Origin of the sequence: Shewanella sp. SP1S1-7 (assembly GCF_031932105.1) — a bacterium.
In the GTDB taxonomy this organism is placed as follows: Bacteria; Pseudomonadota; Gammaproteobacteria; order Enterobacterales; family Shewanellaceae; genus Shewanella; species Shewanella baltica.
This window is the reverse complement of the sequence record NZ_JAUOEU010000003.1, coordinates 246,855-269,846: the sequence shown is the minus strand read 5'-3', so window position 1 is coordinate 269,846 and position 22,992 is coordinate 246,855. Positions and strand designations below refer to the sequence as shown.

The 22,992-nt window shown below is 47.3% G+C and carries 17 protein-coding genes; 8 read left to right on the top strand and 9 right to left on the bottom strand.

Going from position 1 to position 22,992, the window contains the following annotated elements; genetic code table 11:
• The first annotated feature begins 374 nt into the window (after positions 1 to 374).
• Positions 375 to 4,652: a formate dehydrogenase subunit alpha gene (fdhF, locus tag Q4Q49_RS04490; protein ID WP_311998726.1), complete on the top strand. Its 4,278-nt coding sequence runs from the start codon at positions 375 to 377 to the stop codon at positions 4,650 to 4,652.
• A gap of 106 nt (positions 4,653 to 4,758) precedes the next feature.
• Here fdhF and Q4Q49_RS04485 read toward each other — a convergent pair whose 3' ends face one another.
• The 5 genes from Q4Q49_RS04485 to ohrR form a co-directional block, all read right to left on the bottom strand.
• Positions 4,759 to 6,423, bottom strand: coding sequence for a methyl-accepting chemotaxis protein (locus Q4Q49_RS04485; protein WP_259524386.1), 1,665 nt, complete (start codon positions 6,421 to 6,423; stop codon positions 4,759 to 4,761).
• Between the two features lie 126 nt (positions 6,424 to 6,549).
• A complete protein-coding gene (gene chrA / locus Q4Q49_RS04480) occupies positions 6,550 to 7,698 on the bottom strand; it encodes a chromate efflux transporter (RefSeq protein ID WP_311998725.1) in 1,149 nt (382 codons plus the stop codon).
• A 201-nt stretch (positions 7,699 to 7,899) separates the two neighbouring features.
• Entirely contained in the window at positions 7,900 to 9,072 is a 1,173-nt protein-coding gene (rlmC, locus tag Q4Q49_RS04475; RefSeq protein WP_311998724.1) for a 23S rRNA (uracil(747)-C(5))-methyltransferase RlmC, read from the bottom strand.
• A 108-nt stretch (positions 9,073 to 9,180) separates the two neighbouring features.
• A complete protein-coding gene (locus Q4Q49_RS04470; protein ID WP_311987230.1) occupies positions 9,181 to 10,356 on the bottom strand; it encodes an FAD-dependent oxidoreductase in 1,176 nt (391 codons plus the stop codon).
• Positions 10,357 to 10,489: 133 nt separating this feature from the next.
• Positions 10,490 to 10,987, bottom strand: a complete 498-nt coding sequence (gene ohrR / locus Q4Q49_RS04465; RefSeq protein ID WP_261272200.1) for a hydroperoxide resistance transcriptional regulator OhrR — start codon at positions 10,985 to 10,987, stop codon at positions 10,490 to 10,492.
• A 138-nt stretch (positions 10,988 to 11,125) separates the two neighbouring features.
• Between ohrR and Q4Q49_RS04460 the strand changes: the two genes are divergently transcribed.
• The 3 genes from Q4Q49_RS04460 to Q4Q49_RS04450 all read left to right on the top strand — a co-directional run bounded on the left by Q4Q49_RS04460 (position 11,126) and on the right by Q4Q49_RS04450 (position 13,580).
• Positions 11,126 to 11,551: an organic hydroperoxide resistance protein gene (locus Q4Q49_RS04460; RefSeq protein ID WP_006080380.1), complete on the top strand. Its 426-nt coding sequence runs from the start codon at positions 11,126 to 11,128 to the stop codon at positions 11,549 to 11,551.
• A 275-nt stretch (positions 11,552 to 11,826) separates the two neighbouring features.
• Complete coding sequence (locus Q4Q49_RS04455) at positions 11,827 to 13,272, top strand: cytochrome C biosynthesis protein (protein ID WP_311998723.1); 1,446 nt, start codon at positions 11,827 to 11,829, stop codon at positions 13,270 to 13,272.
• A 122-nt stretch (positions 13,273 to 13,394) separates the two neighbouring features.
• Positions 13,395 to 13,580 (top strand): cytoplasmic protein, encoded by a 186-nt coding sequence (locus tag Q4Q49_RS04450; protein ID WP_106651481.1) that lies wholly within the window; start codon positions 13,395 to 13,397, stop codon positions 13,578 to 13,580.
• 85 nt (positions 13,581 to 13,665) lie between these two features.
• On the opposite strand, the gene Q4Q49_RS04445 is transcribed toward Q4Q49_RS04450, so the two are convergent.
• From Q4Q49_RS04445 to Q4Q49_RS04435, 3 genes are read right to left on the bottom strand one after another with little or no spacing between them, the layout of a single operon-like run.
• The gene (locus Q4Q49_RS04445; RefSeq protein ID WP_012090084.1) at positions 13,666 to 13,956 is read right to left on the bottom strand and encodes a hypothetical protein; all 291 of its coding nucleotides are present in this window, start codon (positions 13,954 to 13,956) and stop codon (positions 13,666 to 13,668) included.
• Positions 13,957 to 13,987: 31 nt separating this feature from the next.
• Entirely contained in the window at positions 13,988 to 14,533 is a 546-nt protein-coding gene (locus Q4Q49_RS04440) for a methyltransferase domain-containing protein (RefSeq protein ID WP_311998722.1), read from the bottom strand.
• A gap of 5 nt (positions 14,534 to 14,538) precedes the next feature.
• A complete protein-coding gene (locus tag Q4Q49_RS04435; RefSeq protein WP_311991273.1) occupies positions 14,539 to 14,949 on the bottom strand; it encodes a hypothetical protein in 411 nt (136 codons plus the stop codon).
• Between the two features lie 498 nt (positions 14,950 to 15,447).
• On the opposite strand from Q4Q49_RS04435, the gene fccA reads away from it, so the two are divergent.
• From fccA to Q4Q49_RS04420, 3 genes are all read left to right on the top strand, one after another.
• Positions 15,448 to 17,238 (top strand): fumarate reductase flavoprotein subunit FccA, encoded by a 1,791-nt coding sequence (gene fccA / locus Q4Q49_RS04430; protein WP_261272204.1) that lies wholly within the window; start codon positions 15,448 to 15,450, stop codon positions 17,236 to 17,238.
• Between the two features lie 266 nt (positions 17,239 to 17,504).
• Complete coding sequence (locus Q4Q49_RS04425) at positions 17,505 to 18,494, top strand: 2-hydroxyacid dehydrogenase (protein WP_259483104.1); 990 nt, start codon at positions 17,505 to 17,507, stop codon at positions 18,492 to 18,494.
• Positions 18,495 to 18,563: 69 nt separating this feature from the next.
• Entirely contained in the window at positions 18,564 to 19,301 is a 738-nt protein-coding gene (locus Q4Q49_RS04420) for a dienelactone hydrolase family protein (protein WP_311991271.1), read from the top strand.
• Between the two features lie 218 nt (positions 19,302 to 19,519).
• Here Q4Q49_RS04420 and Q4Q49_RS04415 read toward each other — a convergent pair whose 3' ends face one another.
• Positions 19,520 to 19,924 (bottom strand): DUF1801 domain-containing protein, encoded by a 405-nt coding sequence (locus tag Q4Q49_RS04415; RefSeq protein WP_311998721.1) that lies wholly within the window; start codon positions 19,922 to 19,924, stop codon positions 19,520 to 19,522.
• A gap of 242 nt (positions 19,925 to 20,166) precedes the next feature.
• On the opposite strand from Q4Q49_RS04415, the gene Q4Q49_RS04410 reads away from it, so the two are divergent.
• Positions 20,167 to 22,875 (top strand): TonB-dependent receptor, encoded by a 2,709-nt coding sequence (locus tag Q4Q49_RS04410; RefSeq protein WP_311998720.1) that lies wholly within the window; start codon positions 20,167 to 20,169, stop codon positions 22,873 to 22,875.
• Positions 22,876 to 22,992: the final 117 nt, after the last annotated feature.

Sequence of the window (22,992 nt, the reverse complement as noted above, 5' to 3'; positions counted from 1 at the left end):
ACCACATTGCCACAGCCGAGACTAACAAAAAGCGCTGAGTTAAGACTGTGATCTTATTTAAATTTAGCCAAGCTAAGTGATTCAGTAGGCCAAACGCGCCCCAAAGTACCACTTACCTGCCAAGAAAACATTCGTAATATCAATGAAATTACCGCTAAAAAGCCCAAATACCGCCAATCTAATCACAGCTCGATTCGAACAAACATTCATCAGCGCACAGTCTGCACTAGGTTTGTGATTCAAGCTGCAATTCTGCTGCAAACTTCCCTCGCCCATAAGCGTCTTCTAAAGCTGTCTAGGTATACTCGAGACAACCTAAGCCGCAGCCCCGCGCTATAGCAGCTAAGCACCCTACATATAAAAAAGGCCATGGGATGATAGAACTTCGAATTGATGACCAAGTGTTGTCGGTTAACCCGACCGATAACCTACTGCAAGTGGCACATGCCGCGGGCATAGCCATACCCAGCTTATGTGATCCCAGCGCGGCCTCGCAGCAATTAGGCACTCATGCACACACTCACGCACAAGCAGACAAGCAAGCCTGCAATTTGTGTGTCGTCCAAATTGAAAATGCCGATGCCAGTTTGCGCTGCGTACGCGCCTGCGAAACGCCTATCACAGCGGGCATGCGGGTGATAACTCAGTCCGAATGGTTAAGTCAACAGCGCAAACAAGCACTGACAGCGATCTTGAGTGATCATTTCGCCGATTGCGAAGCCCCCTGCCAACAGGCATGCCCTGCGGGCGTCGATGTGCAGAGTTACCTTTATCACATCGCCCAAGGCAACCATACTGAAGCCGTTAAAGTCATTAAACAAACCTTGCCACTGCCGCTATCTATTGGCCGAGTTTGCCCCGCTTTTTGTGAGGCACAATGTCGCCGTGGGCTAGTCGATGAGCCCATCGCTATTCGTCAATTAAAACGCCACGCCGCTGATCTCGATCTCGCCGATGGCGAAAAGGGCGGCACGAGTTATGTGCCGCCACGCCAAGCCGACACGGGCAAAAAAGTCGCGATTATTGGAGCGGGCCCAGCAGGATTAAGTGCAGGATATTACTTATCAAACCAAGGCCATAGTGTTGAGATATTCGAATCTATGCCACAGGCTGGTGGCTGGCTGCGCTATGGCATTCCTGAATATCGTTTACCTAAGGCGATACTCAATAAAGAAATCGAACTCTTGTGCCATAACGGCTTAACCATACACACAGAAATGCGCCTCGGCCATGAGGTGCATTTAAATCAATTAGTTGAAGATTTCGATGCCGTCTGTCTTGCGATCGGCGCCCAAAAAGCCGTGCCTATGGATTATCCCGGCAGCACACTCAAAGGTTGCTACTTAGGTGTCGATTACTTGAAAGATCATTGCCTCGACCAGACACTCGTACTGGGCAAAAAAGTCGCCGTCATTGGTGGCGGCAATACAGCTATCGATTGCGCCCGCACTGCGGTGCGTGAAGGTTGCGATGTCACCTTAATTTACCGCCGCACCCGCGCAGAAATGCCCGCCGAAGCTTACGAAGTACATGAGGCCGAAGTCGAAGGGGTGAAATTTCATTTCTTAACCAATCCGCTTGAAAACCATAGCGATGCGCAAGGCAGAGTCAATTCAGTCACCTTCGCAAAGATGGCGCTCGGCGAAGCCGATGCCTCGGGCAGACGCGCTCCCGTTGATACCGGTGAAACCTTTACCCAAGATTTTGATACTGTGATAGCCGCAGTATCACAAACTCCCGACCTGAGTTTCATGCACGATCCCGCCAGTCCTTTAAGCCAAGGCACACTTGCCCTTAGCCGCTGGAATACCTTTATTGGCTGCGAGCACACTATGTCATCTGGGGTTGAAAAACTCTTTGTGATGGGTGATGCGCGCCGCGGCCCTGCCACCGCAGTTGCCGCCATAGGTGATGGCCATAAAGCCGCCATCGCCATAGATAAATTACTCAAACAAGGCCTAAGTTGCGAGCTGCATGCCAATGCATTTAATTCCGCTAAAGCCATCAGCAAAGCGGTAACACAAGACTTGCCCGCAACCAATCTTTATCCCGCCGTACCGCGTAAAGCCCGTTTAACCATGCCCGAACTGAGTGCGGTGCAGCGTTTACTGAACTACGGCGAAGTCGAGCTAGGCTTTGTCCCCGATGCCGCGATGCAAGAAGCGGCGCGTTGCCTCGAATGCGCCTGCCAAGCCAATACGGATTGTAAGTTAAGGGACTATGCGACCGACTACCATGTCGAGCCTAAGTCACTCAGCACTCAAAGCGCGCGTAAGTTTTCGGTCGATAAATCGAGTCCTTTCATTCAATTTGATGCGAATCGCTGTATTAGCTGCGGTAAGTGCGTTGATGTGTGCCAGCTACAAAGTGGCCATTGTGCGATTCAATTTGCCCATGATTCCTATCAAGCACTGCCGCAGGACCTAAGCGAAACCATCGAACGCCGCGCACCGAGAGTCGGCTTTAGCGCCAGCATGGCCGATAGCAAATGTGTGCAATGCGGTAACTGTGTGCAGGTTTGCCCAACAGGCGCACTCGTCGATGCGCGGGATAAACGCCAAGGCGATGAAACGCCACTCAAAACCGCCTCAACGATTTGTACTTATTGCGGTGTTGGCTGTCGGCTCGACCTTAAAATCGATGCCAGCACTAATCAGATCCGTCATATCGAAGGCAACAAAGAGTCTGTGGTTAACCAAGGCATGCTCTGTGTCAAAGGGCGATTTGGCTTCGATTTTATTCACAGTGAAAAACGCCTCACCACGCCACTCATTCGTAAAAATGGCCAGCTCACGCCAAGTAGTTGGCCTGAAGCCATCACCTATGTGGCCGAACATTTACAGCAAATAAAACAGCAATATGGCAGTAATGCACTGGCAAGCTTGGCCTCGGCAAAAGCCACCAATGAAGAAAACTTCCTGCTGCAAAAATTTGTCAGAAGCATACTCGGCACCAATAACATCGACCACTGCGCTCGTCTGTGTCATTCATCCACTGTCACAGGCCTGCAGCAGAGTATTGGTAGTGGCGCTATGACCAATGACATTCCGAGCATTCAAGCATCGGATGTGATTTTTATCATAGGCTCAGACACCAGCAGCGCCCACCCGATCATCGCCTCGAAAATTAAGCAAGCCGTGGCTTTGCATGGCGCGAGACTAATGGTGGCCGACCCTAAACGTGTCGCCATTGCCGACAGTGCACAGCTCTATGTCGCCCACAGACCCGGCACTGACGTCATGCTACTCAATGCGATTATGGCGGAAATCATCCGCAACGACTGGCAGGATAAAAGCTACATTGCCGCACGCACCGAAGGCGTGGATGCCCTCTACGCTGAACTCGCAAAAGCAGATTACAGTCTAAAAAACGCGGCCTTGATAACTGGCGTTACAGCCGAAGATATAGCCTGTATCGCCCGCACCATAGGCACGGCCGATAAAACCGCAATCTACTATGCCATGGGCATTACTCAGCACACGACGGGACACGATAATGTCACCGCCATATCCAATCTACAACTTCTGTGCGGCAATATTGGGGTTGAGGGTGCGGGGATTAACCCACTTCGTGGACAAAGTAATGTGCAAGGTGCCTGCGACATGGGCGCTCTGCCCAACTTCTTTAGTGGTTACCAAAAAGTCACCGACATTCATGCAAGAATGCGTTTCGAGGCACATTGGCAAACGCCGTTATCGGGGGAGATTGGCGTAACTGCAACCCACATGATGCATGATATTTCCAAAGGGAAAATCAAAGCTTTGTATGTGATGGGCGAAAACCCCGTATTAAGCGATCCTGACCAAGCCCATGTGCTTAGGGCCCTTAACGCTATCGACTTTTTAGTGGTGCAGGACATCTTCCTCACCGAAACTGCCGAGCTTGCCGATGTGGTTCTGCCCGCCGCCGCGTTTGTCGAAAAACGCGGTCATTTCACTAACACAGAACGGCGAGTGCAGCGACTCGAACAGGCCCTGTTACCGCCAGGCGAAGCCCTGCCCGATTGGCAAATTGTCCAAGCCATTGCCAATGCGATGGGCGCCGCTTGGGATTACCCCAATGAAGAAGCGATTTGGCAGGAAATCAATGAGCTGACACCACAATATCGTGGCATTACTTGGCAGCGATTAAACACTGGAGATGACGGCAAAATTCCCCAAGGCATTCAATGGCCTTGTCCAGATGCAACCCATCCGGGAACGCCTATCATGCACCAAAATCAATTCACCCGCGGCTTAGGTAAGTTCACGCCTGTGAGTTATCGCTTACCCGCAGAAATGCCCTGCAGTGAGTACCCGCTCACCCTCTCAACCGGACGTTTACTGGAACAGTTCCACACAGGCACCTTAACCCGTAAAACAGCGGGGCTCGACTTACTCGGCTCGCCTAAAGTGATGATTTCAGTCTATGACGCTGAGCAACTCGGGATAGGCAATGGCGATAAAATCAAACTCACTACCCGTCGCGGCGAAATTGAAATCGACGCCTTTGTGACGAAAAGAGCCCAAGCAGGCGTGCTATTCCTGCCCTTCCATTTTGTTGAGGCTGCTGCGAATAAACTCACCATCAATGCGCTCGATCCTGTGGCCTTTATCCCAGAATATAAGGTCTGCTCTGTGAGGGTAGAACGGGTTGCCGAGAAGATTGATTAAGGCGAAAGAGCTAAGCTGAATTAACGATTAACGCTTTAAAAAATAAACGAGCCAAATAAAAACGGGAGACCTTAAGTCTCCCGTTTTTTTATTTAGATTGATGTAATTAAATCCTAAACTGTCCCACTAATTTACCTAAGTTAATACCTTCCTCTGATACCGTCAGACTCACTCTGGCCGCATCTTCACTGGAGTGCAGTAGCTCATTCACAATCTCTTGGATGGCATACACGTTACGGTTAATTTCTTCGGTCACTGAGCTTTGCTCTGTCGCCGCTGCCGCAATTTGGGTACTCATGTCGTTAATCGCAGTCACAGCCGAAGTCACTGAACCCAGACTGTCGGAAATCGTGCGAGAAGAATCCACCGAACGCACGCAGCTTTGTTGACTCTCTTCCATCGCTTTCACGGCTTGGGTCACTAGCTTATGTAATGCCGATAACATCTCATTGATTTCTAACGTACTGGCTTGAGTGCGGCTGGCTAAGTTACGCACCTCATCGGCGACCACAGCAAAACCTCGGCCCTGTTCACCGGCACGGGCCGCTTCGATGGCGGCGTTTAATGCCAATAGGTTGGTCTGCTCGGCAATACCACCAATCACTGACAGTACGCTGTTGATTTTCTGGGATTGCTCGCTGAGTGATTTGATACTGCCCGCCGCATTATTGATTTGCGACATTAAAGAGGCAATTTCTTCAAGCGAAGCATCAACACAGCGCTGGGCATTAGCCACATCGCCCGTTGCTGCGTGGGTCGCCTCAGCCACTTGAGTGGTATTTTTTGCCACTTCGTTAGCGGTGGACGACATCTCAGTAATCGCCGTCACCACCTGATCGGTTTCATTGTTATGACTGACTAACTGACTCGACATGACTTTAGTTTGCGCATGAATCGCATTGGCCGCGGTTTTCACTTTAGCGGTCGCCGTCGCCACATCGCCGATGATATTTTGCAGCTTATCGACAAAGAGGTTAAAGGAACGTCCAAGTTGAGCAATTTCGTCCTCCCCTTTTACGGCGAGTCGTTTGGTTAAATCCCCTTCACCCTTAGCGATATCATTCAAGTTATCGGCCATATTCTTGATTGGCACGACCATACGGTGGGCGGCGATCATGATGATAAAGCCAGTAATACCCGTAAGGAACAGTGCTATTAGTAAAATGGCGAAGGATTTATCTGCCATTTGTTCTGTCACTGTGGCGCGGTATTCCTCAACAACGGCATCGATATCATCAATATAGGCGCCCGTACCTAACATCCAGTCTGTACCCGGGATCATCATGGCGTAGCTGATCTTCTCAATCTGCTCATTGGTATTAGGTTTTTGATAGTAGTAGGAGAAACTACCATCGCCACGTTTAGCGGCGTCGAGCAGGCCGACGATAATTTTAGTGCCGCGGGGATCTGTCATATCAATCTTATTTTGCCCTTCTAAACTTGGGATTAGGGCATGAAAGATATTTTTACCTTGAGAGTCATACATGAAAAAGTAACCTGCGCTACCGAAACGTATGTCTCTGAGTGCTTGATTCACATTGCCTTGCTCTTTTAGCGATAATTGATAATTCACTATGCCTGCGGCAATTTCGGTGGCTTCTTTAATTTGTTGTTTACGCTCACCGACGAGCTTAGTTTTAAAAGTGACCACTTCAGCGGCAAGTGCATCTTGTTCGACATAATAGGAAACCGACATCAATATGAGTAATGCGAGGATCAAAGGGAACAGCGATAGCAATAGTAATTTATTGCGTAAACTCAACTTAGACATGCTTGAATGCTCCAAAGGAATACAACTTGTATCTTTGGAGTATAGCTAACATTGTTATTTCTCTATGCGCTTAAAGTAACAAAATCTTAATCTTGCTCAAGAAACCTGCAATTAATCGCCCTCAGTTCAAAATACATTTAGCAAGATCCCACACAAGCTAAAGCCTAAAACCAGCACCAGCATGGGTGGTTTAAATAACTTCAATGCACCAAAACCGAGCAATACCAAGGCCATATCTGTGCCCGAGAATACCGCCTGAGAAAAAACCGGTTGGTAAAGCGCTGCCGCGAGTAAGCCAACAACGCAGGCATTGACGCCCGCTATCGCACCAGCAATTTTCGGTCTTGCCGCAATCGCATGCCAACTCTTCATCCCCACCAGCATAAGGAGAAATCCGGGTAAAAAAATGGCCGCAGTCGCGATGCAAGCCCCCATGAAGGGCTTATCTAGCATAACTTCGGCGCCTAAAAAGGTCGCGAATGTGAACATAGGCCCAGGCACAGCTTGGGCAAAGGCATAACCCGTCAGAAAACGATCGCCGCCTATGGTATCGCCCACTGCTGTTTCTAGCAGAGGTAGCACCACATGACCGCCACCGAACACTAAACTCCCTACGCGGTAAAACTCGCTGAAAATCCAAGCCTCAGGTCCGAAATCCACCATAAAAAAACTGCCGATGAGCAGCACGAAAAAGAGCAGTAAATAGAGATAATTCAAGCGGATCGGTGCAAGCGGCACAGTGTCATCTTGCGTCGCACTCAATTTATAAATACCGATAGTCGCAGCGCCGAGTAACAGGATGATTTGCGTCCACATAAATGGCGCAATCAAAATCGCCGCAGCACTGACTAACATCAGCAAACGGGCGGATTTGCGTTGGCAGAATTGTTTAAACATAGCAAGAACGGTATCGGCAACCACAACGACGGCCATTAACTTAAGCCCATAAATCATCCCTTGAACATAATGATTAGCGAGCCACGCCGACGTTGTTACCGCCAGTAAGTACATCAAAATAAAGGAAGGTAGCGTAAAACCGGCAAAGGCAGCAAGCGCACCCACCAGCCCGCCTCTTTGGTAACCAATGGCAAAGCCCACTTGGCTCGACCCTGGCCCCGGCATAAATTGGCTTAAGGCGACGAGACTGGCGTAACGCTTATCATCGAGCCAACCGAGTTCATTAACAAAGGTCTGGCGAAAATAACCAATGTGCGCCGCAGGTCCGCCAAAACTCATCAAGCCTAAGGTAAAAAAGCGTAGGAAAATCTGTAGCATAAATCGCCGCCCATCAATGCATAAAGTGCTGAAGATTATGCCACTAAAAAGACATTTTGATGAAGTTTCACGCGAGCAACGCAGATAAAAGCATAACAAGGGCCCCACACAGCAGAGCCCTTAAGATAGTTTGAGCGGATTTGCAAGAATCATAAAGCGAGTGAGTACAGATGCTTAGAGATACATTGATGAGCTAAAAGATTAATCCTTCACCAACATAGCTAAGACTTCAAAATGATCCGTATGGGGGAATAAATCAAATAGCTGCACCTTGGTTAAGTGATAACCTTGAATATGCTCAAGATCTTTCGCTAAGGTTTTGGGATTACAGCTGGAATAAAGAATCGCCTTAGGCGCAAACTCGCTTAATGACTGGCATAAAGCCTCGCCAATACCACGCCTCGGTGGATTAACAATGATCAAATCCGGCTTATCGGCAGCGCTTTTACCCTTAGCAAAGTCGGTGGAATCGAGCGCCATAAAGCTCACATTCTCAAGCCCCATAATTTGCGCAGACATTTGCGCGCAGGCAATCGCCTCGGTTTCAATTTCAATCCCTGTGAGTGCAATGTCTTTGGATGCGCAGTGCAGTCCGAAACCGCCGACGCCACAAAACAGATCCCATAACGAGCGAGGAGAAAACTCGGCAACCCACTCACGGGCGGTTTGATATAACTGAGCCGCAACCTGTGGATTGGTCTGGAAAAAACTCTTAGGCCGAATGAACAAAGGCACATGATTAAAACGTTCTTCAAGCCTAGTATTCTCAGTTAAGAAAATCTCCTCATCGCCCTCAAGGATTGCCATATGAACTGGTTGGATATTGACTGACACTACTTTTATCTGCGGATATTCCGCCAATAATGCTGGTAATTCGCGTTCGATACGTTCAATGCCATTGTGGGATCGCAGCACAAAACGCAGTAGATACTCGCCGCGCACTTGGCTGCGGGTCAGCAGAATAAACTTAAGCTCGCCCTTGGCTTTATCAACCCGATAGGGAGGAAGCCCCGCCTGCTGCACAAAGCGGGTTAAACGGTGCAACAAGGCTTGCATATCAGCGGGATATAACAGGCAGTCGCAAAGATCCACCGCCTCGCCACTTGGGCTCACAATCCCCAAAATGGGTTCATGGGCGGCACCGAGCACCACCATTTTGGCTTTATTACGAAAGCCGCTGTCATCGCCAGTGATGGGTGGCAGAAAAAGTTCTGCCGAATTTGCGGGAATAAAAGGCGCGAGTAATTGCTGTAACGTTTGGGTTTTAACCGCTACTTGCTGCACTAGAGGCTGCTGAATATGCCGGCAAGAAAGGCACTGACCTTGATTAAAATAACCACATTGCTTGACGGCATTCACAATAGCAGCACTCACGACAGATCCTAGATTCAGTAAAAAAGCGCCACACTGTAGCGGTTTTACGGGTAAAAATCATCTCGAAACACACTCAAACCAGTATCAAGGGCGCAATTTTAGGTTTATTCAAGACAAGCTGAGTTTATCAACATCGGCAATCGCCTCGCGCTTACCAAGGGCCTTTTCAATCCATTCAAGTACTTCTGCCGAGGTGCTGCGAAACGTCGTTAACTTACCGCCGTATAAACTGAGGATGCGCGGATGGGAAATCGATGTTTTCATCAAGGTATCCCGCGGCCGCTCAAAGGCTTGGCTATTTTGCTTAGGTAAAACCCGAATGCCGCAGAAGGTCTGGGTTATCTTTGTCTTAAGCTCATCAATCTCCGGCGTTAGCGGGAAGTAATGCTTATAAATTCCAAGCAGATAATTAATTTCAGATTCGGTCGCTTGGGGTGGTTTATCTAAAGACGCCAGTTCCGTTTCTGTGGTGCCAACCAAGGTTTGCCCATACCAAGGCATCACAAATATGACCCGCTTATCGAAGCAAGACTCTAAATACAAGATGCCATCGGGCGCAGGAATATCCAGTAGCACATGGGCGCCTTGCACCCAATCGAGTTCAACACACGCAAGTGGAGGCAAGACTTTGCTTAAAACCGCATTCACCCATGGGCCGGCAGCATTGATCACTAGACTCGCTTCGGCTTTATGGATTTCGCCCCTGTGGCTAAAACTCAGCTCACAAGTTTCGCGCCTATGTTCCAGCTCAAGAAATTCAGCCTCGGCATAGACTTCAGCGCCCAGTGCCTGCGCGCTGCGCGCCACCGCTTGAGTTAACAACTTATCGTCGGTCTGCGCATCCCAATACTGAAACACCGCCTTTAATCCATTGAGTTTCAATCCTTTAAAACGATGCCAATGCACGGCAGGCACAGACACAAATTGGCCCAAGGGATCAAACTCACTCAGCAGCGCATACATGCTTAAGCCCGCGCGAATAGTCCAGGGACTGCGCTGACTGTTGTCATACACTGGAATATAAAAAGGCACAGCTTTAACCAGAGTGGGCGCAAGATTGAGTAAATGGCGCCGTTCAAGCAAGGACTTACGGACTAAATTGATTTGCCCCGTTTCTAAATAGCGCAAGCCGCCATGGATAAGCTTGCTGGAATTAGCCGAGGTTTGGCCGCCAATTTCGCCCTTTTCAATCAGCAAGGTGGAATAGCCCGCCGCTACCGCATATTGGGCAATGCCGACACCGCTGATCCCACCGCCAATAATGGCTATATCGAAACTGGCCATAACTCACTCTCGCTAACGTTCCATAGACGACCGACCTACTGAGCCTCATGCATTCAATCAAGCTCAGTCGAACAGCTAATAAGCGTTAATATGTCAATAAGTTAGTCTTAGATCAAATCTCGACGATAAGAGTTTAATCAATACTGGCATGTAATTGTTTAAGTGCTTGATCGCACATGGCCTTTAAGGCTTTTAACTCGCTCGCCTCGCCGCCGACTTTGCAACGCATTAAATGGGGGATTTCACTTGCCTGCGTTTTGAGGGCAATTCCTGCGGCCGTTAAGGCGAGCACTCTCACGCGCTCATCCTGTTCGCTGCGACCGCGAGTCACTAATCCCTTAGATTCTAACCGCTTTAGCAATGGCGTTAACGTGCCTGAATCAAGGAAGAGTTTATCCCCTAAGGTTTTGACACTAATGCCCTGCTCTTCCCATAACACTAGCATGACCAAGTATTGCGGATAGGTGAGATCCAATTTATCTAACAAAGGGCGATAGGCTCGCACCATAGCATTCGCGGCGCTATAAAGTGAGAAGCACACTTGGTTTTCAAGGCATAAAGCATTATCTACGCTGGTATTTTCGGCCATATCGACAGGATTAACACGGGTGTTGGGTTGAGTTGTTGCCATAGGAAGATCCGACAAATTAAATATATTGCGCACAATATACTTGCATTCACACCAAAGATCGAATTATAGTTTATCACAATTTAATTGCGCGCAATTCAAATCAATTTACTTAATCCTTAATCTAAGAAGGTCAATATTATGAAAACACTTTATGAAACACGTGCCACAGCAAAAGCGGGTCGTCAGGGTCAAGTTAGCACTGATGATGGTTTACTGGATGTGGCGTTAGCCTATCCAAAAGCCATGGGCGGTAGCGGACTTGCCACTAACCCAGAACAACTGTTTGCCGCAGGTTATGCTGCCTGTTTCTCAAACGCCGTTCTGCATGTCGCTAAAATCGGCAAAGTCGATATTACCGAAGCGCCAGTCAGTGCGGTTGTCGGCATAGGTGCCAATGATGCCGGCGGTTTTGCATTAGCGGTTGCTTTAGAAGTTAGCTTAGATTTACCGCAAGAAGCTGCTGAAGCATTAGTGCGTCACGCGCATCAAGTTTGTCCATACTCGAACGCTACACGTAATAATATCGACGTGAAACTGAGCGTAAATGGTGTTGCGTTAGGCTAACCATAATCCATCATAGACACTTGTTGATAACGTCAGAAATAGAGCACCCTCGAGTGCTTTATTCTTTATTAGCCAATAACGACTCAAGCTGAGAGTGAATGTGCATCACACCATTTCACAGGGAGATAAACTGGTTTCAGTTCCCAAAAAATGGTTATTCGCGAGTTAACTAACACTTCTTAATATCTAATTTAATCAAAATGATTGATTTAAGTAGAGTAAGAGCTAATCGAACCGTTTGACGATACTTAAACCCACTCTCAGTGGGAGGCGCTATGACAAAATATCTATCGAAATTATCTCTGTTTTGCTCGCTATTATTCCTTTTTGCCTTTTCCATCCCGAGCTGGGCCGAGACAACACCAGCAAGCTCAGCGGATCGAACGTGGCATTATATAAATGGTCAGGGTGAGCTCAAAATTAAGCTGTATTTCTTCTGGTCTAAAACTTGCCCACACTGTGCAGAGGCCCATCCTTTCATCGATTCATTGCCGCAAAAATACCCTTGGATAGAACTCGAATCTCATATGGTGTCCGCACCAGGTGTGCAAGATATTTGGCAAAATATCGCCGCAAAAACTAATACAGAAGCACGTTCTGTACCCTATATGGCCAGCTGCGAAAAAGCCGTGGTGGGCTATTCGAGCGAAGCAGTCACCGGCGAGTTTCTCGTCAATCGACTGAAGAATTGCTATTTATCCCTTGGCGGTAAACTCAGCGAAGCAGATTTGCCCACCAAAGGCGTTGTCAGTACGAGCGCGAGTACAGAAACCGATGCGCCGCTATTTGGCACCTGCGGCACAGATACTGGCGAAGGCACCTGCGATGCCACCAGCTTGGGTGACGCTACAAAAGCATCACCAGCGCAATCTGAAGTGCAGCCTGTAGAATTGCCCTTAGTGGGCGTAGTGACTCCTGAGACTATGTCTTTGCCGCTGCTCACCTTAGTGCTCGCAGGCGTGGATGCCTTTAACCCCTGCGCTTTCTTCGTTTTACTGTTTTTATTGTCGATCATGGTTAATGCTAAGAGTCGCAGCCGCATGTTACTCGTCGGCGGGATTTTCGTGTTCTTCTCAGGCTTTATCTATTTCTTGTTTATGACCGCATGGCTGAACATCTTCCAGCTGTTGGGCGCTGGCAGTGATGGCGGCATGATCATCTTAGCGGCGGGTTGTTTGGCCTTAATCGCTGGTGTCATCAACATCAAAGATTACTTCTTTACTAAGGGGGAAGTGACGCTGTCGATGTCGGCAGAAAACCGGACGAGTTTGATAAAGCGCATGGGGAAACTGTCAAATTCGAGTAGCTTAGGCGCCTTACTTATTGGCTCTACCGTACTAGCTGTTCTCGCCAACGCCTATGAACTGCTCTGCACCGCGGGCTTCCCTATGATCTACACCAGCGTGCTCTCTATGCACAATCTGCCAGATATTGAACGCTATATGTATCTGGTTTTATATAACATTGTGTATGTGATCCCGCTGGCGATTATCGTTATCGTCTTCAGCGCGACCTTAGGTAAACGTAAACTGACTGAAAAAGAAGGCCAAGCCCTAAAACTCATGTCAGGGGTGATGATGTTGGGTATGGGTATCGCGCTGGTTATCGACCCTACTGCCCTGCAAAATGTAGTGCTGGCACTGGGGCTGATCTTAGGTTCATTAGGGATCACAGCCATTATTATTATCGGCCGCAAACTGTTTTCGGCTAAGGCCAAGTAATTGACGAAACAATCGACTAAATAATTAACAAAATAATGGATGATTGGCAAATTCATGGCTAACGGCTAAAGTTAACCTTGGGTTTGCCGATAAAGGGATCCAGCTTACAATCGAGGTTAGTTATGTCAATTTCACTGAATACCCAAGCTATCGCACCTAATCTAGAAAATGGTGCAATTGGCGTTAAGGTTGCTCAGTTAGCCAAAGAGCAGCAAAAAGCCGAAGGTCAAATCGCGGTAGATTTAATTGCAGCTGCGGCGCCAAAACCAGTAGGTAATGCAGGCCACAACATCAACACTACGGCCTAATTGTTAGCAATACAGCATTTAAAAAAGCGCCTCTGATTATCAGGGCGCTTTTTTTTGTTATTTTTCTATAAAACGTCAGGCGAATTTAAGAAAAAGCGTTGCCATTCACATGCATAATTGTAAATGTCCACACCACGAACGCCAGTGGGATATGCACTAAGGCATAGAAAAACTGATCGAGTCGTCCCATTCCTTTTGCTAACCAAATCAAATACAAGTGTAATCCAATTACCAGCGGGAACAGGGCTAATAGCGGATACAGAGCGACAGGGCTGGCATCGGAAAACAGGCTATGACTTAATAAAGCCCAAGCCACCATGACAGCGGTCGTTAGCGGTGGTGTTGCAATGCGATATTGCTCTGGATAGGGAAACATCCTACAACCTCTTGAGTCTCAATCGGTAAACTTACGTTTTAGGTTTTCGCGCAATCAACTGTGCTTTATAACTGCTATGAGTGGACTGCGGATCACATAATCGACCTTCAAAGTAATGTAAAGGTTGCCAGTTAGCAAACACTGATTTGAGTTCATTTTCAGTGAGTAAGAAATCGGGGTTACGTGGCCGCCCACTCTCAGCTTGTTGTGTGGTAAAGGTTTCATAGACGATAAGGCCTGTAGTCTTAACCGCCTTGGCAATTTGCGGTAATAATGGCCGATGCAGATAATTGAATACTAACACTATGTCGTACTCTTCAATCGGTAGCGATGGCGCAGCCTCGGCTTCTAAATCCCATTGATATTTGCGGGCGTTCACATGCTCAATGTGCGACATGGCAGACAAATCCCTGTCGATAAACGTCACTTCTGCACCTTGCGCTAGAAACCACAAACCATTACGTCCAGAGCTGCAGGCAAGATCGAGTACTTTAAGTCCATCAAAGCGAGAAACAGGCCAAGTAAACTCAGTGATTAAGGCTGCGGGAGTCACGATTGGCGCATGGATTACAGACATTGCAATTAGCCCTTAATTTCTTTTTTCGAGTCGATTTGCCGACGATGCACAATAGAATAATGCCTGAGCCCTGCTGGACCATGGGACACAATCACGGACAAAAAGAGGATCGCGATTAACAACTCAGGCTTGAAATTAGCCAAAGGGACAAACAAACCAAGTAAGCCTACTTTTACTAAGGTTAACAAACCCTTAAGCTGAATTAACCAACGCCAATCACGCACAATGTCCCACAACATTAATATGCAGCCCGTCGTCATAGCGAGATACCAATAATTCAGCCATTGCGTTTTATCTACGCTTAATAAAATGCCACCACCGACACCGACGATCCCTAAAATATGCAATGCCCTTAAACTGGTTTTACTCAAACGTTGAACCCAAAAACGTTTTTCTGATATGCCTTGTTTGCGCATTACATCCCCTTAATAATCAACTGCGTAACATCTGGTTAAACTAATAATGCAACTCTATACAATAATGGCTGGATAATTAACATTATTTATAGAATACTCAAAAATAATTAAGTGACATACTCAAAGTGCTAAGTCACATTATAATATCTATTAAATACAAATAGATAAATCACATCACAAAACCAATAATTAATATCATTTTTATTTTTAAAAGTTAAAACCAATCCATTCAACATGTTAACTCGCGCAAGTTATACCGTATTCAATCAGTGACCAGTCTCAACTTCATTAATATTTCCCATCCGATTGCACATTTTAAATATGTTATTTTCGCTGCAACAAAGGTTATGTGATCTGAACACACATATACCTCTTTAGATAGTGCTAAATTTGCAAATGGAGAATGCTCTAACAGTGCGTGAGCTGCGTAAAAAATAAATATCACGCCACGATGAATAACCCTTATTAAGTAGATGAATGTACGGCGGAGGAACTACCATGTTCACAAGAAAGATTCAAAAAACAGCACTAGCCATGCTGATCTCTGGCGCAATGGCAGGAACTGCCTATGCTGCACCAGAAGTGCTAGCCGATTTTCACGGTGAAATGGGCAGTTGCGACAGTTGCCACGTCTCAGACAAAGGTGGCGTCAGCGATGACAACCTTAGCCATGAAAATGCCCAATGCGTTAGCTGCCACGGCGATTTAAAAGAACTGGCCGCCGCCGCACCTAAAGACAAAGTCTCACCCCATAAATCTCACTTGATTGGCGAAATTGCTTGTACAAGCTGCCATAAAGGCCATGAGAAATCAGTCACTTATTGCGATGCTTGCCACAGCTTCGGCTTCGATATGCCTTACGGCGGTAAATGGGAACGTAAGTTTGTTCCTGTTGATGCAGACAAAGCGGCACAGGATAAAGCCATTGCTGCTGGCGTAAAAGAAACCACTGATGTGGTTGTTATCGGTTCAGGTGGTGCAGGCCTTGCTGCTGCCGTCTCTGCCCGTGATGCTGGCGCGAAAGTGATTCTGCTCGAAAAAGAACCTGTCCCAGGTGGTAACACTAAGTTGGCCGCTGGCGGTATGAACGCTGCCGAAACGAAGGCGCAAACTAAGTTAGGTATTGAAGATAAGAAACAAATCATGATCGACGACACCATGAAAGGTGGCCGTAACATTAACGATCCTGAATTAGTGAAAGTGCTTGCAAATAACTCATCTGACTCTATCGATTGGTTAACCTCTATGGGTGCCGACATGACTGACGTGGGCCGTATGGGTGGTGCAAGTGTTAACCGTAGTCACCGCCCAACCGGTGGTGCTGGCGTAGGTGCACACGTAGCGCAAGTACTATGGGACAACGCAGTAAAACGTGGTACTGACATCCGCTTAAACAGCCGTGTTGTCCGTATTCTTGAAGATACGAAAGGCAATGTGACTGGCGTACTCGTTAAAGGCGAATACACTGGTTATTACATTATTAAAGCCGATGCTGTGGTTATTGCTGCCGGTGGTTTTGCGAAAAACAACGACCGCGTAGCTAAGTACGATCCTAAGTTAAAAGGCTTTAAAGCCACTAACCACCCAGGTGCAACCGGTGACGGCTTAGACGTGGCACTGCAAGCAGGCGCAGCAACTCGCGATTTAGAGTTCATTCAAGCTCACCCAACATACTCACCAGCGGGTGGTGTAATGATCACCGAAGCGGTACGTGGCAACGGTGCTATCGTGGTAAACCGTGAAGGTAACCGCTTTATGAACGAAATCACTACCCGTGATAAAGCGTCTGCCGCGATTCTGCAACAAAAAGGCGAAAGCGCTTATTTGGTATTCGATGACTCAATCCGTAAGAGCTTAAAAGCGATTGAAGGTTATGTGCATCTGAACATTGTTAAAGAAGGCAAAACCGTCGAAGAGTTAGCAAAACAAATCGATGTGCCCGCCGCTGAACTGGCGAAAACCATCACGGCATACAACGGTTTCGTGAAATCAGGTAAAGATGCGCAATTTGAACGTCCAAACCTACCACGCGAATTAGCAGTAGCACCTTTCTACGCATTAGAAATCGCACCTGCTGTTCACCACACTATGGGTGGCGTTGTGATTGATACTAAAGCCGAAGTGAAGAGCGAGAAAACCGGGAAACCAATCCAAGGCTTATATGCTGCAGGTGAAGTGACTGGCGGTGTTCACGGTGCTAACCGTCTAGGCGGTAACGCAGTATCTGACATTGTGACCTACGGCCGTATCGCCGGTGCTGAAGCGGCTAAATTCGCTAAAGATCACTAGTCACAAACCGTATAAGGGTTAACGGACTAACCCTTGGCTCTCAAAGCACGGTTTTAAATATGAGAGCCCTAGCTTGAATAACTCAAGCACTGCTAGTCAATCCATAAGCGAGCCATCAGGGCTCGCTTTTTTTATCAAGCGTTTTAGCTAATTGATGACAAAGCTCACTCTTTTAATAGTCAATTTTCTAAGGCTAAGGACAAAAAGCCCTAACTCACTTACACTCTTTGGCTGATAACTACATCACAATCCGTTAGGTGACTGAAATGAGAATTGGATTCTTTAGCGCAAAACATTACGACATGCAGCATTTTAACCGCACAAATGCCGCGTTTGGTGCACAAATTGAGTATTTCGATTATCGCCTCTGCATGCAAACGGTGAAACTTGCTGAAGGGTTTGAAATCGTCTGCGCCTTCGTTAACGATTCACTCTGCGAAGAAGTCCTCGTTGAACTCGCCAATGGCGGTACGAAAATCATCGCCATGCGCTGCGCAGGTTTTAACAATGTCGACTTAGTCGCCGCTAAACGCTTAGGCATGCAAGTCGTTAACGTACCAGCTTATTCTCCTGAATCCGTGGCCGAACATACAGTCGCACTGATGTTGACACTGAATCGAAAAATCCACAAAGCTTACCAACGCACCCGCGATGCCAATTTCTCCCTCGAAGGTTTAGTCGGTTTTAACATGTTCGGCAAAACCGTCGGCGTGATTGGTACAGGTAAAATCGGCGTAGCCACCATTAAAGTCTTGCTCGGTTTTGGCTGTAAAGTCATCGCCTACGATCCCTTTATCAATCCAGCGGTTGTTGCGCTAGATGTTGAATATCAAGATCTCGATGCGATTTATGCCAACAGCGATATCATCAGTTTGCATTGCCCGCTCACGGCCGATAACCGCCATTTGCTCAACCAAGCCAGCTTCGCCAAGATGAAACCCGGTGTCATGGTGATCAACACCAGTCGCGGTGGCTTACTCAATGCCTTCGATGCGATGGAAGCCTTAAAACTCGGCCAAATCGGTTCACTCGGTCTCGATGTGTATGAAAACGAGAAGGGCTTATTCTTTGAAGATAAATCGAATGAGATCATTCAAGACGATGTATTCCGTCGATTATCTGCCTGCCATAACGTGATCTTTACTGGCCACCAAGCCTTCCTCACTGAAGAAGCCTTAGGCGCCATCGCCCAAACAACCTTGAACAACGTAAAAGCGTTATGTGCAGGGGAACTCTCAGGTAACGAATTGTTTTAACTGACAGATAAAATCCTGACTGCTACAGTGAGGCTTCAACGTTTGAAGCCTCACAGAGAGAACCTCAATATGCTAGTCACTCAGGAAACTCAGGATATCTCCACGCCTTCAGGGCTAATGCGCACTTATATCTACCGCCCAGAAGCACAGGGGCAATTCCCAAGCATCATCTTTTATTCCGAAATTTTTCAGCAAACGGCACCTATTGCACGCGCTGCAACAATTCTTGCTGGCCACGGTTTTGTGGTATTTGTGCCGGAAGTATTCCATGAACTCAATCCTTTAGGCACAGTGCTCGCCTACGATGAACCGGGTAAAGACAAAGGCAACGCCGATAAGTTTGCTAAACCTTTAGAACACCACGACAGCGACACCCAAGCATTAGTCGACTTTGCCCATCAACAAGCTTACTGCAATGGCAAAGTGGGCAGTATGGGCGTGTGTATCGGCGGCCACTTGGCCTACCGCGCCGCACTCAACCCCGCTATTTTAGGTGCATTTTGCCTCTATCCAACCGACATTCACTCCAACACCCTGCCCTGCGCCTACGGCAATGACTCTCTGAGCCGCAGCGGTGATATTCAAGGGGAATTAGTGTTAGTGTTCGGCAAGCAAGATCCCCATGTATCAGCTGAAGGTCGAGTGTTAATCCACCAGCAATTAATGGCGCTGAACCGTAATTTCACTTGGCTTGAAGTTAACGCCCAACACGCCTTTATGCGTGATGAAGGCGAACGCTACGATCCCGCACTCGCACTGCAAATGTACCTGCAAGCGGTAGCGTTTTTTCACAGGGTGCTGCGATAATTAGCTTTGAAACGGCTTACCACAAAAAGTCAGCAATCTTTAATTACATCGTTAAACCTTTATTGTATCGCTCAAATAGTGTGGCGGGTTGTCCAAAAAGACTTAACTCGCCGCACTATTTACGTTTAATAAACCACTAAAACACGCTCACTGAAACAAGCTATAACCTTAACAAACATTATGGCTTTAGTGATTCATCATCTTTTTATTTAATGAAACTAAGCACCTAGTAAAGGTAGATGTTTGATACTTTTGTATTTCAACGATAATTCAATACATTGGGAAATCGCGGATTCTGGCAAGGGATCATGGATACTTAACACTATGGCTCGATTCCCTTCAAACTGCAGCGCATGGGAATGTAGCTCTCGAAATGTATCAACCAGCTTAGTTTTACAATTAAAGAATAGGTAGTATTGTTCGGGATATTTTGGCTTCCAGTCAAATCTTACTGTACTGCCATTTTTAACTGAATAACTCGGCTCGCCCCATTTTAAGCTCTCTTCCACCGCACCTAAATCCTGCGCTTCGGCAATCGCAAAAACCAAGGTTCGGATCCGTAATAGCAAGGGCGTTATATGCTCAGGATAGCGTTCAAACTTGTTCTGCACTTGCGCTTGCATGCTCTTATCCTCCCATTTACACCATGCCGAATCATCATATCTGTAAAACAAAAAACCACGCTGCGGGCCCACATGGTTGAACTTCCAAACCTTTAGTGAGCGGCGATTATATCAGCACTTTATTATAAACCGCGCATTAGGGGTGTGACACAGTGTCGCAGGTCGTTGAGTTTTTATTGAGATACCCACTTAATCCTATATAAAACATACCATTATTTAAACAAACCTTTCATAGGCTTATTATGACCCGCTCCGCAGTAATGACTTCAATGGCGATATCCCTAGCAAGCATGGCCATTTTTTCAGGGATAGCAGCCGAAACTGAAGCAATGTTTCCAGCATCTGCAATTAAACCTCAAGTATCGACTCCCACTACTATCGAAAGAATAGCCATTACAGGGAGCCGAATTCAAAGGGAAGAGATGGCTTCCACCGCGCCTATGACCGTTTTTACCGCGCAAGATATCGAGAAAACCGGTGCCACCTCAGTTGAGATATTACTGCAAAGAATGACAGCCTCTGCGGGGTTTGCGGGTAATCAAACGAATGCCTATTGGACTGAAGGTGGCTATGGTTCAACCCAAGTTAATCTGCGTGGATTAGGGGTAAATCGCACACTCGTACTGCTCAATGGTCGACGTATGCTGAACAGTGGCACTGGGGCAAACTCCTCCGTAGATCTTAATACCATTCCCATTAGCGTGGTTGAACGAATCGAGGTATTAAAAGATGGTGCATCCGCCATTTATGGTGCCGACGCGGTTGCTGGCGTGGTCAATATCATCACTCGGCAGCAAATCGAAGGGGTTGAGTTTCAAGCACGAACTGGCATAACCGAGCAAAATGATGGTGAACAGTACAAGCTCGACCTTGCCCTCGGTCATGTCGGTGAGCGGGGCAGTGCATATGTGGCGATGAGTTACGATAAAACCCAAGCCGTCGATATGCTGAGTCGCGCGTCTTGTCCGCTTGAGGAAGTGAATGGTGAGCTAGTGTGTGGCGGTAGCTCGGCGCTTCCAGGAGGCAGAGGCCATTTCATTGATACCAATGGTAATCCAATCGGCGATCCGTTAATGCTTTTACCAACGGGAAGCACGCCATACACAAGTAGCCATAAAGACAATACTTATCAGTATTTTAATGCGGTTCAACCTAACGAGCGAGTCAATCTTTTTGCCTACGGTGAATATGACTTAACGGCAAGCAGCCAAGTGTTTGCTGAAGCTATGTACACTCGCCGTAGCTCACAATTACCCGCTTCCCCGCAATCGGTGTCAGGAATAGTCATTCCTGCATGGCATGAGTCAAACCCGACCGATGCAGACTTTCTGCTCCAGAGTCGTAGACTGGCAGAAGCTCCCCGACAATTTAATATTCAAGCGGATACTTGGCGCTTAGTGGCAGGTTTTAGAGGGGATTTAGACAACGGTTGGCAATGGGATGCTGCAGTTAACTTCGGCAGTAACCGTGGTTCCTATGAAGTGACCAATGTCATTAATAAGGCTCGTCTTGCCGAGGCGACTGACTATAGCAGTTGTAATCTTGATCCCAATGCCCCCTGTGCAGACTTTTGGGGAGTTGGCTCACTCACACCTGAAATGCTGGACTATTTTCTGTTTAACATGCGAGATAGCGGCGGCAATGAGCAGTTTAGCCTCACAACGAATATCACAGGCGATCTATGGCAGTTACCCGCGGGCATGATGAGTTTTGCTGCAGGACTAGAGCACAGAAACGAGAAAGGATGGAATGATCCCGACCCACTTAAAATCAGTGGTGAAGCGAACACTGCCCAGCAAGATCCGATTGATGGTCGTTACACTGCCGACGAAATCTATCTTGAAACCTTGGTACCAATATTAAGCGACCAGCCATTTGCTAAGTCAGTCGAATTAACTGCGGCGTTGCGATATTCCTATTTTGATACCTTCGGTGGCGATACCAATTATAAAATGGGGCTGCTGTGGGTCGTCAATGACGCAGTGACGCTGCGGGCCACGCAATCCACGGCATTCAGAGTACCGAATATTCCTGAGTTGTTTGGCGGCATAGATCAAGGGTCCATGAATACCACAGATCCTTGTAGCGAGTGGGCTAAGCTCGACCCTAGCTCGAATCGATACGCTAATTGTATGGCATCAAACGTGCCAACGAATTATAAGCAAGAAGGCACAATATTAACCGACCGTGGTGGCAATGCTGAACTTGAACCAGAAGAAGCTAATACCTTTACTGCGGGTATTGTTTGGGATCTGGGGTTTATTGAAGGGCTCAATATCACGCTCGATTACTACAAGATAGAGATTAATAACGCCATTAACTCAGTCAATGGTTCGAGCAAATTAGCCGCCTGTTACGACAGCAAAGGGATGACGCATCCTTTCTGTAGCGACGAGCACTTTGTGCGAGACGCAATGACAGGCAACATCACCTATTTACAAACACAACTGGGCAACGCCGCTAACGAAGTGGTTTCAGGTGTTGATATGGCGATGTTTTACCAGAAAGAAATGGGCAGCGTTGTGACTAATACGACTTGGGAGCTGAGCTATTTAGATCAATACGATCTGCAAACCTACGCCGGCGCCCCCGTTGAATCTCGAGCAGGCACCATTGGTTATGATGGTAGCTACACCAAATGGCGCTCAAACCTCTATTTTGATGTCACTAATGACAATTGGCGCTTTAGCTACAACATTCAGTATATTGGCGCGGCGGATGATCAATATGCCAATGCCGGAGAGATAGGCGACTCAGTTGATGCAATCACTTACCATAACGCACAGGTTTATTATCAAATGGACAACAATATCGCCTTAACGGCAGGTATCGATAATCTGTTCGACAAGCAAGCGCCATATCATCAAAGCTATACCGACGGTAATACCAACACTATGACGTACGACCTAATGGGACGTCGTTACTATGTCGGGATGAAATGGGCTCTGTAGTGCTTTGGGCTTAAGGGGGCAGCCCCCCTTAAGCAAGCTGGCTAAATTAGTTCTCAAAATAAAAGGTGAGTCATCAACTTGAAGCGGGTTAACACACTTAAACGAGTCTCATCGGCG

Bases quoted from the DNA above. Each gene is read 5' to 3' on its own strand.
- Q4Q49_RS04440 (WP_311998722.1), bottom strand. From the start codon at position 14,533: ATGTCTGTAATCCATGCGCCAATCGTGACTCCCGCAGCCTTAATCACT.
- Q4Q49_RS04485 (WP_259524386.1), bottom strand. From the start codon at position 6,423: ATGTCTAAGTTGAGTTTACGCAATAAATTACTATTGCTATCGCTGTTC.
- Q4Q49_RS04435 (WP_311991273.1), bottom strand. From the start codon at position 14,949: ATGCGCAAACAAGGCATATCAGAAAAACGTTTTTGGGTTCAACGTTTG.
- Q4Q49_RS04425 (WP_259483104.1), top strand. From the start codon at position 17,505: ATGAGAATTGGATTCTTTAGCGCAAAACATTACGACATGCAGCATTTT.
- Q4Q49_RS04455 (WP_311998723.1), top strand. From the start codon at position 11,827: ATGACAAAATATCTATCGAAATTATCTCTGTTTTGCTCGCTATTATTC.
- Q4Q49_RS04415 (WP_311998721.1), bottom strand. From the start codon at position 19,924: ATGCAAGCGCAAGTGCAGAACAAGTTTGAACGCTATCCTGAGCATATA.
- Q4Q49_RS04450 (WP_106651481.1), top strand. From the start codon at position 13,395: ATGTCAATTTCACTGAATACCCAAGCTATCGCACCTAATCTAGAAAAT.
- Q4Q49_RS04460 (WP_006080380.1), top strand. From the start codon at position 11,126: ATGAAAACACTTTATGAAACACGTGCCACAGCAAAAGCGGGTCGTCAG.
- ohrR (WP_261272200.1), bottom strand. From the start codon at position 10,987: ATGGCAACAACTCAACCCAACACCCGTGTTAATCCTGTCGATATGGCC.
- Q4Q49_RS04420 (WP_311991271.1), top strand. From the start codon at position 18,564: ATGCTAGTCACTCAGGAAACTCAGGATATCTCCACGCCTTCAGGGCTA.
- chrA (WP_311998725.1), bottom strand. From the start codon at position 7,698: ATGCTACAGATTTTCCTACGCTTTTTTACCTTAGGCTTGATGAGTTTT.
- Q4Q49_RS04410 (WP_311998720.1), top strand. From the start codon at position 20,167: ATGACCCGCTCCGCAGTAATGACTTCAATGGCGATATCCCTAGCAAGC.
- Q4Q49_RS04445 (WP_012090084.1), bottom strand. From the start codon at position 13,956: ATGTTTCCCTATCCAGAGCAATATCGCATTGCAACACCACCGCTAACG.
- fdhF (WP_311998726.1), top strand. From the start codon at position 375: ATGATAGAACTTCGAATTGATGACCAAGTGTTGTCGGTTAACCCGACC.
- fccA (WP_261272204.1), top strand. From the start codon at position 15,448: ATGTTCACAAGAAAGATTCAAAAAACAGCACTAGCCATGCTGATCTCT.
- Q4Q49_RS04470 (WP_311987230.1), bottom strand. From the start codon at position 10,356: ATGGCCAGTTTCGATATAGCCATTATTGGCGGTGGGATCAGCGGTGTC.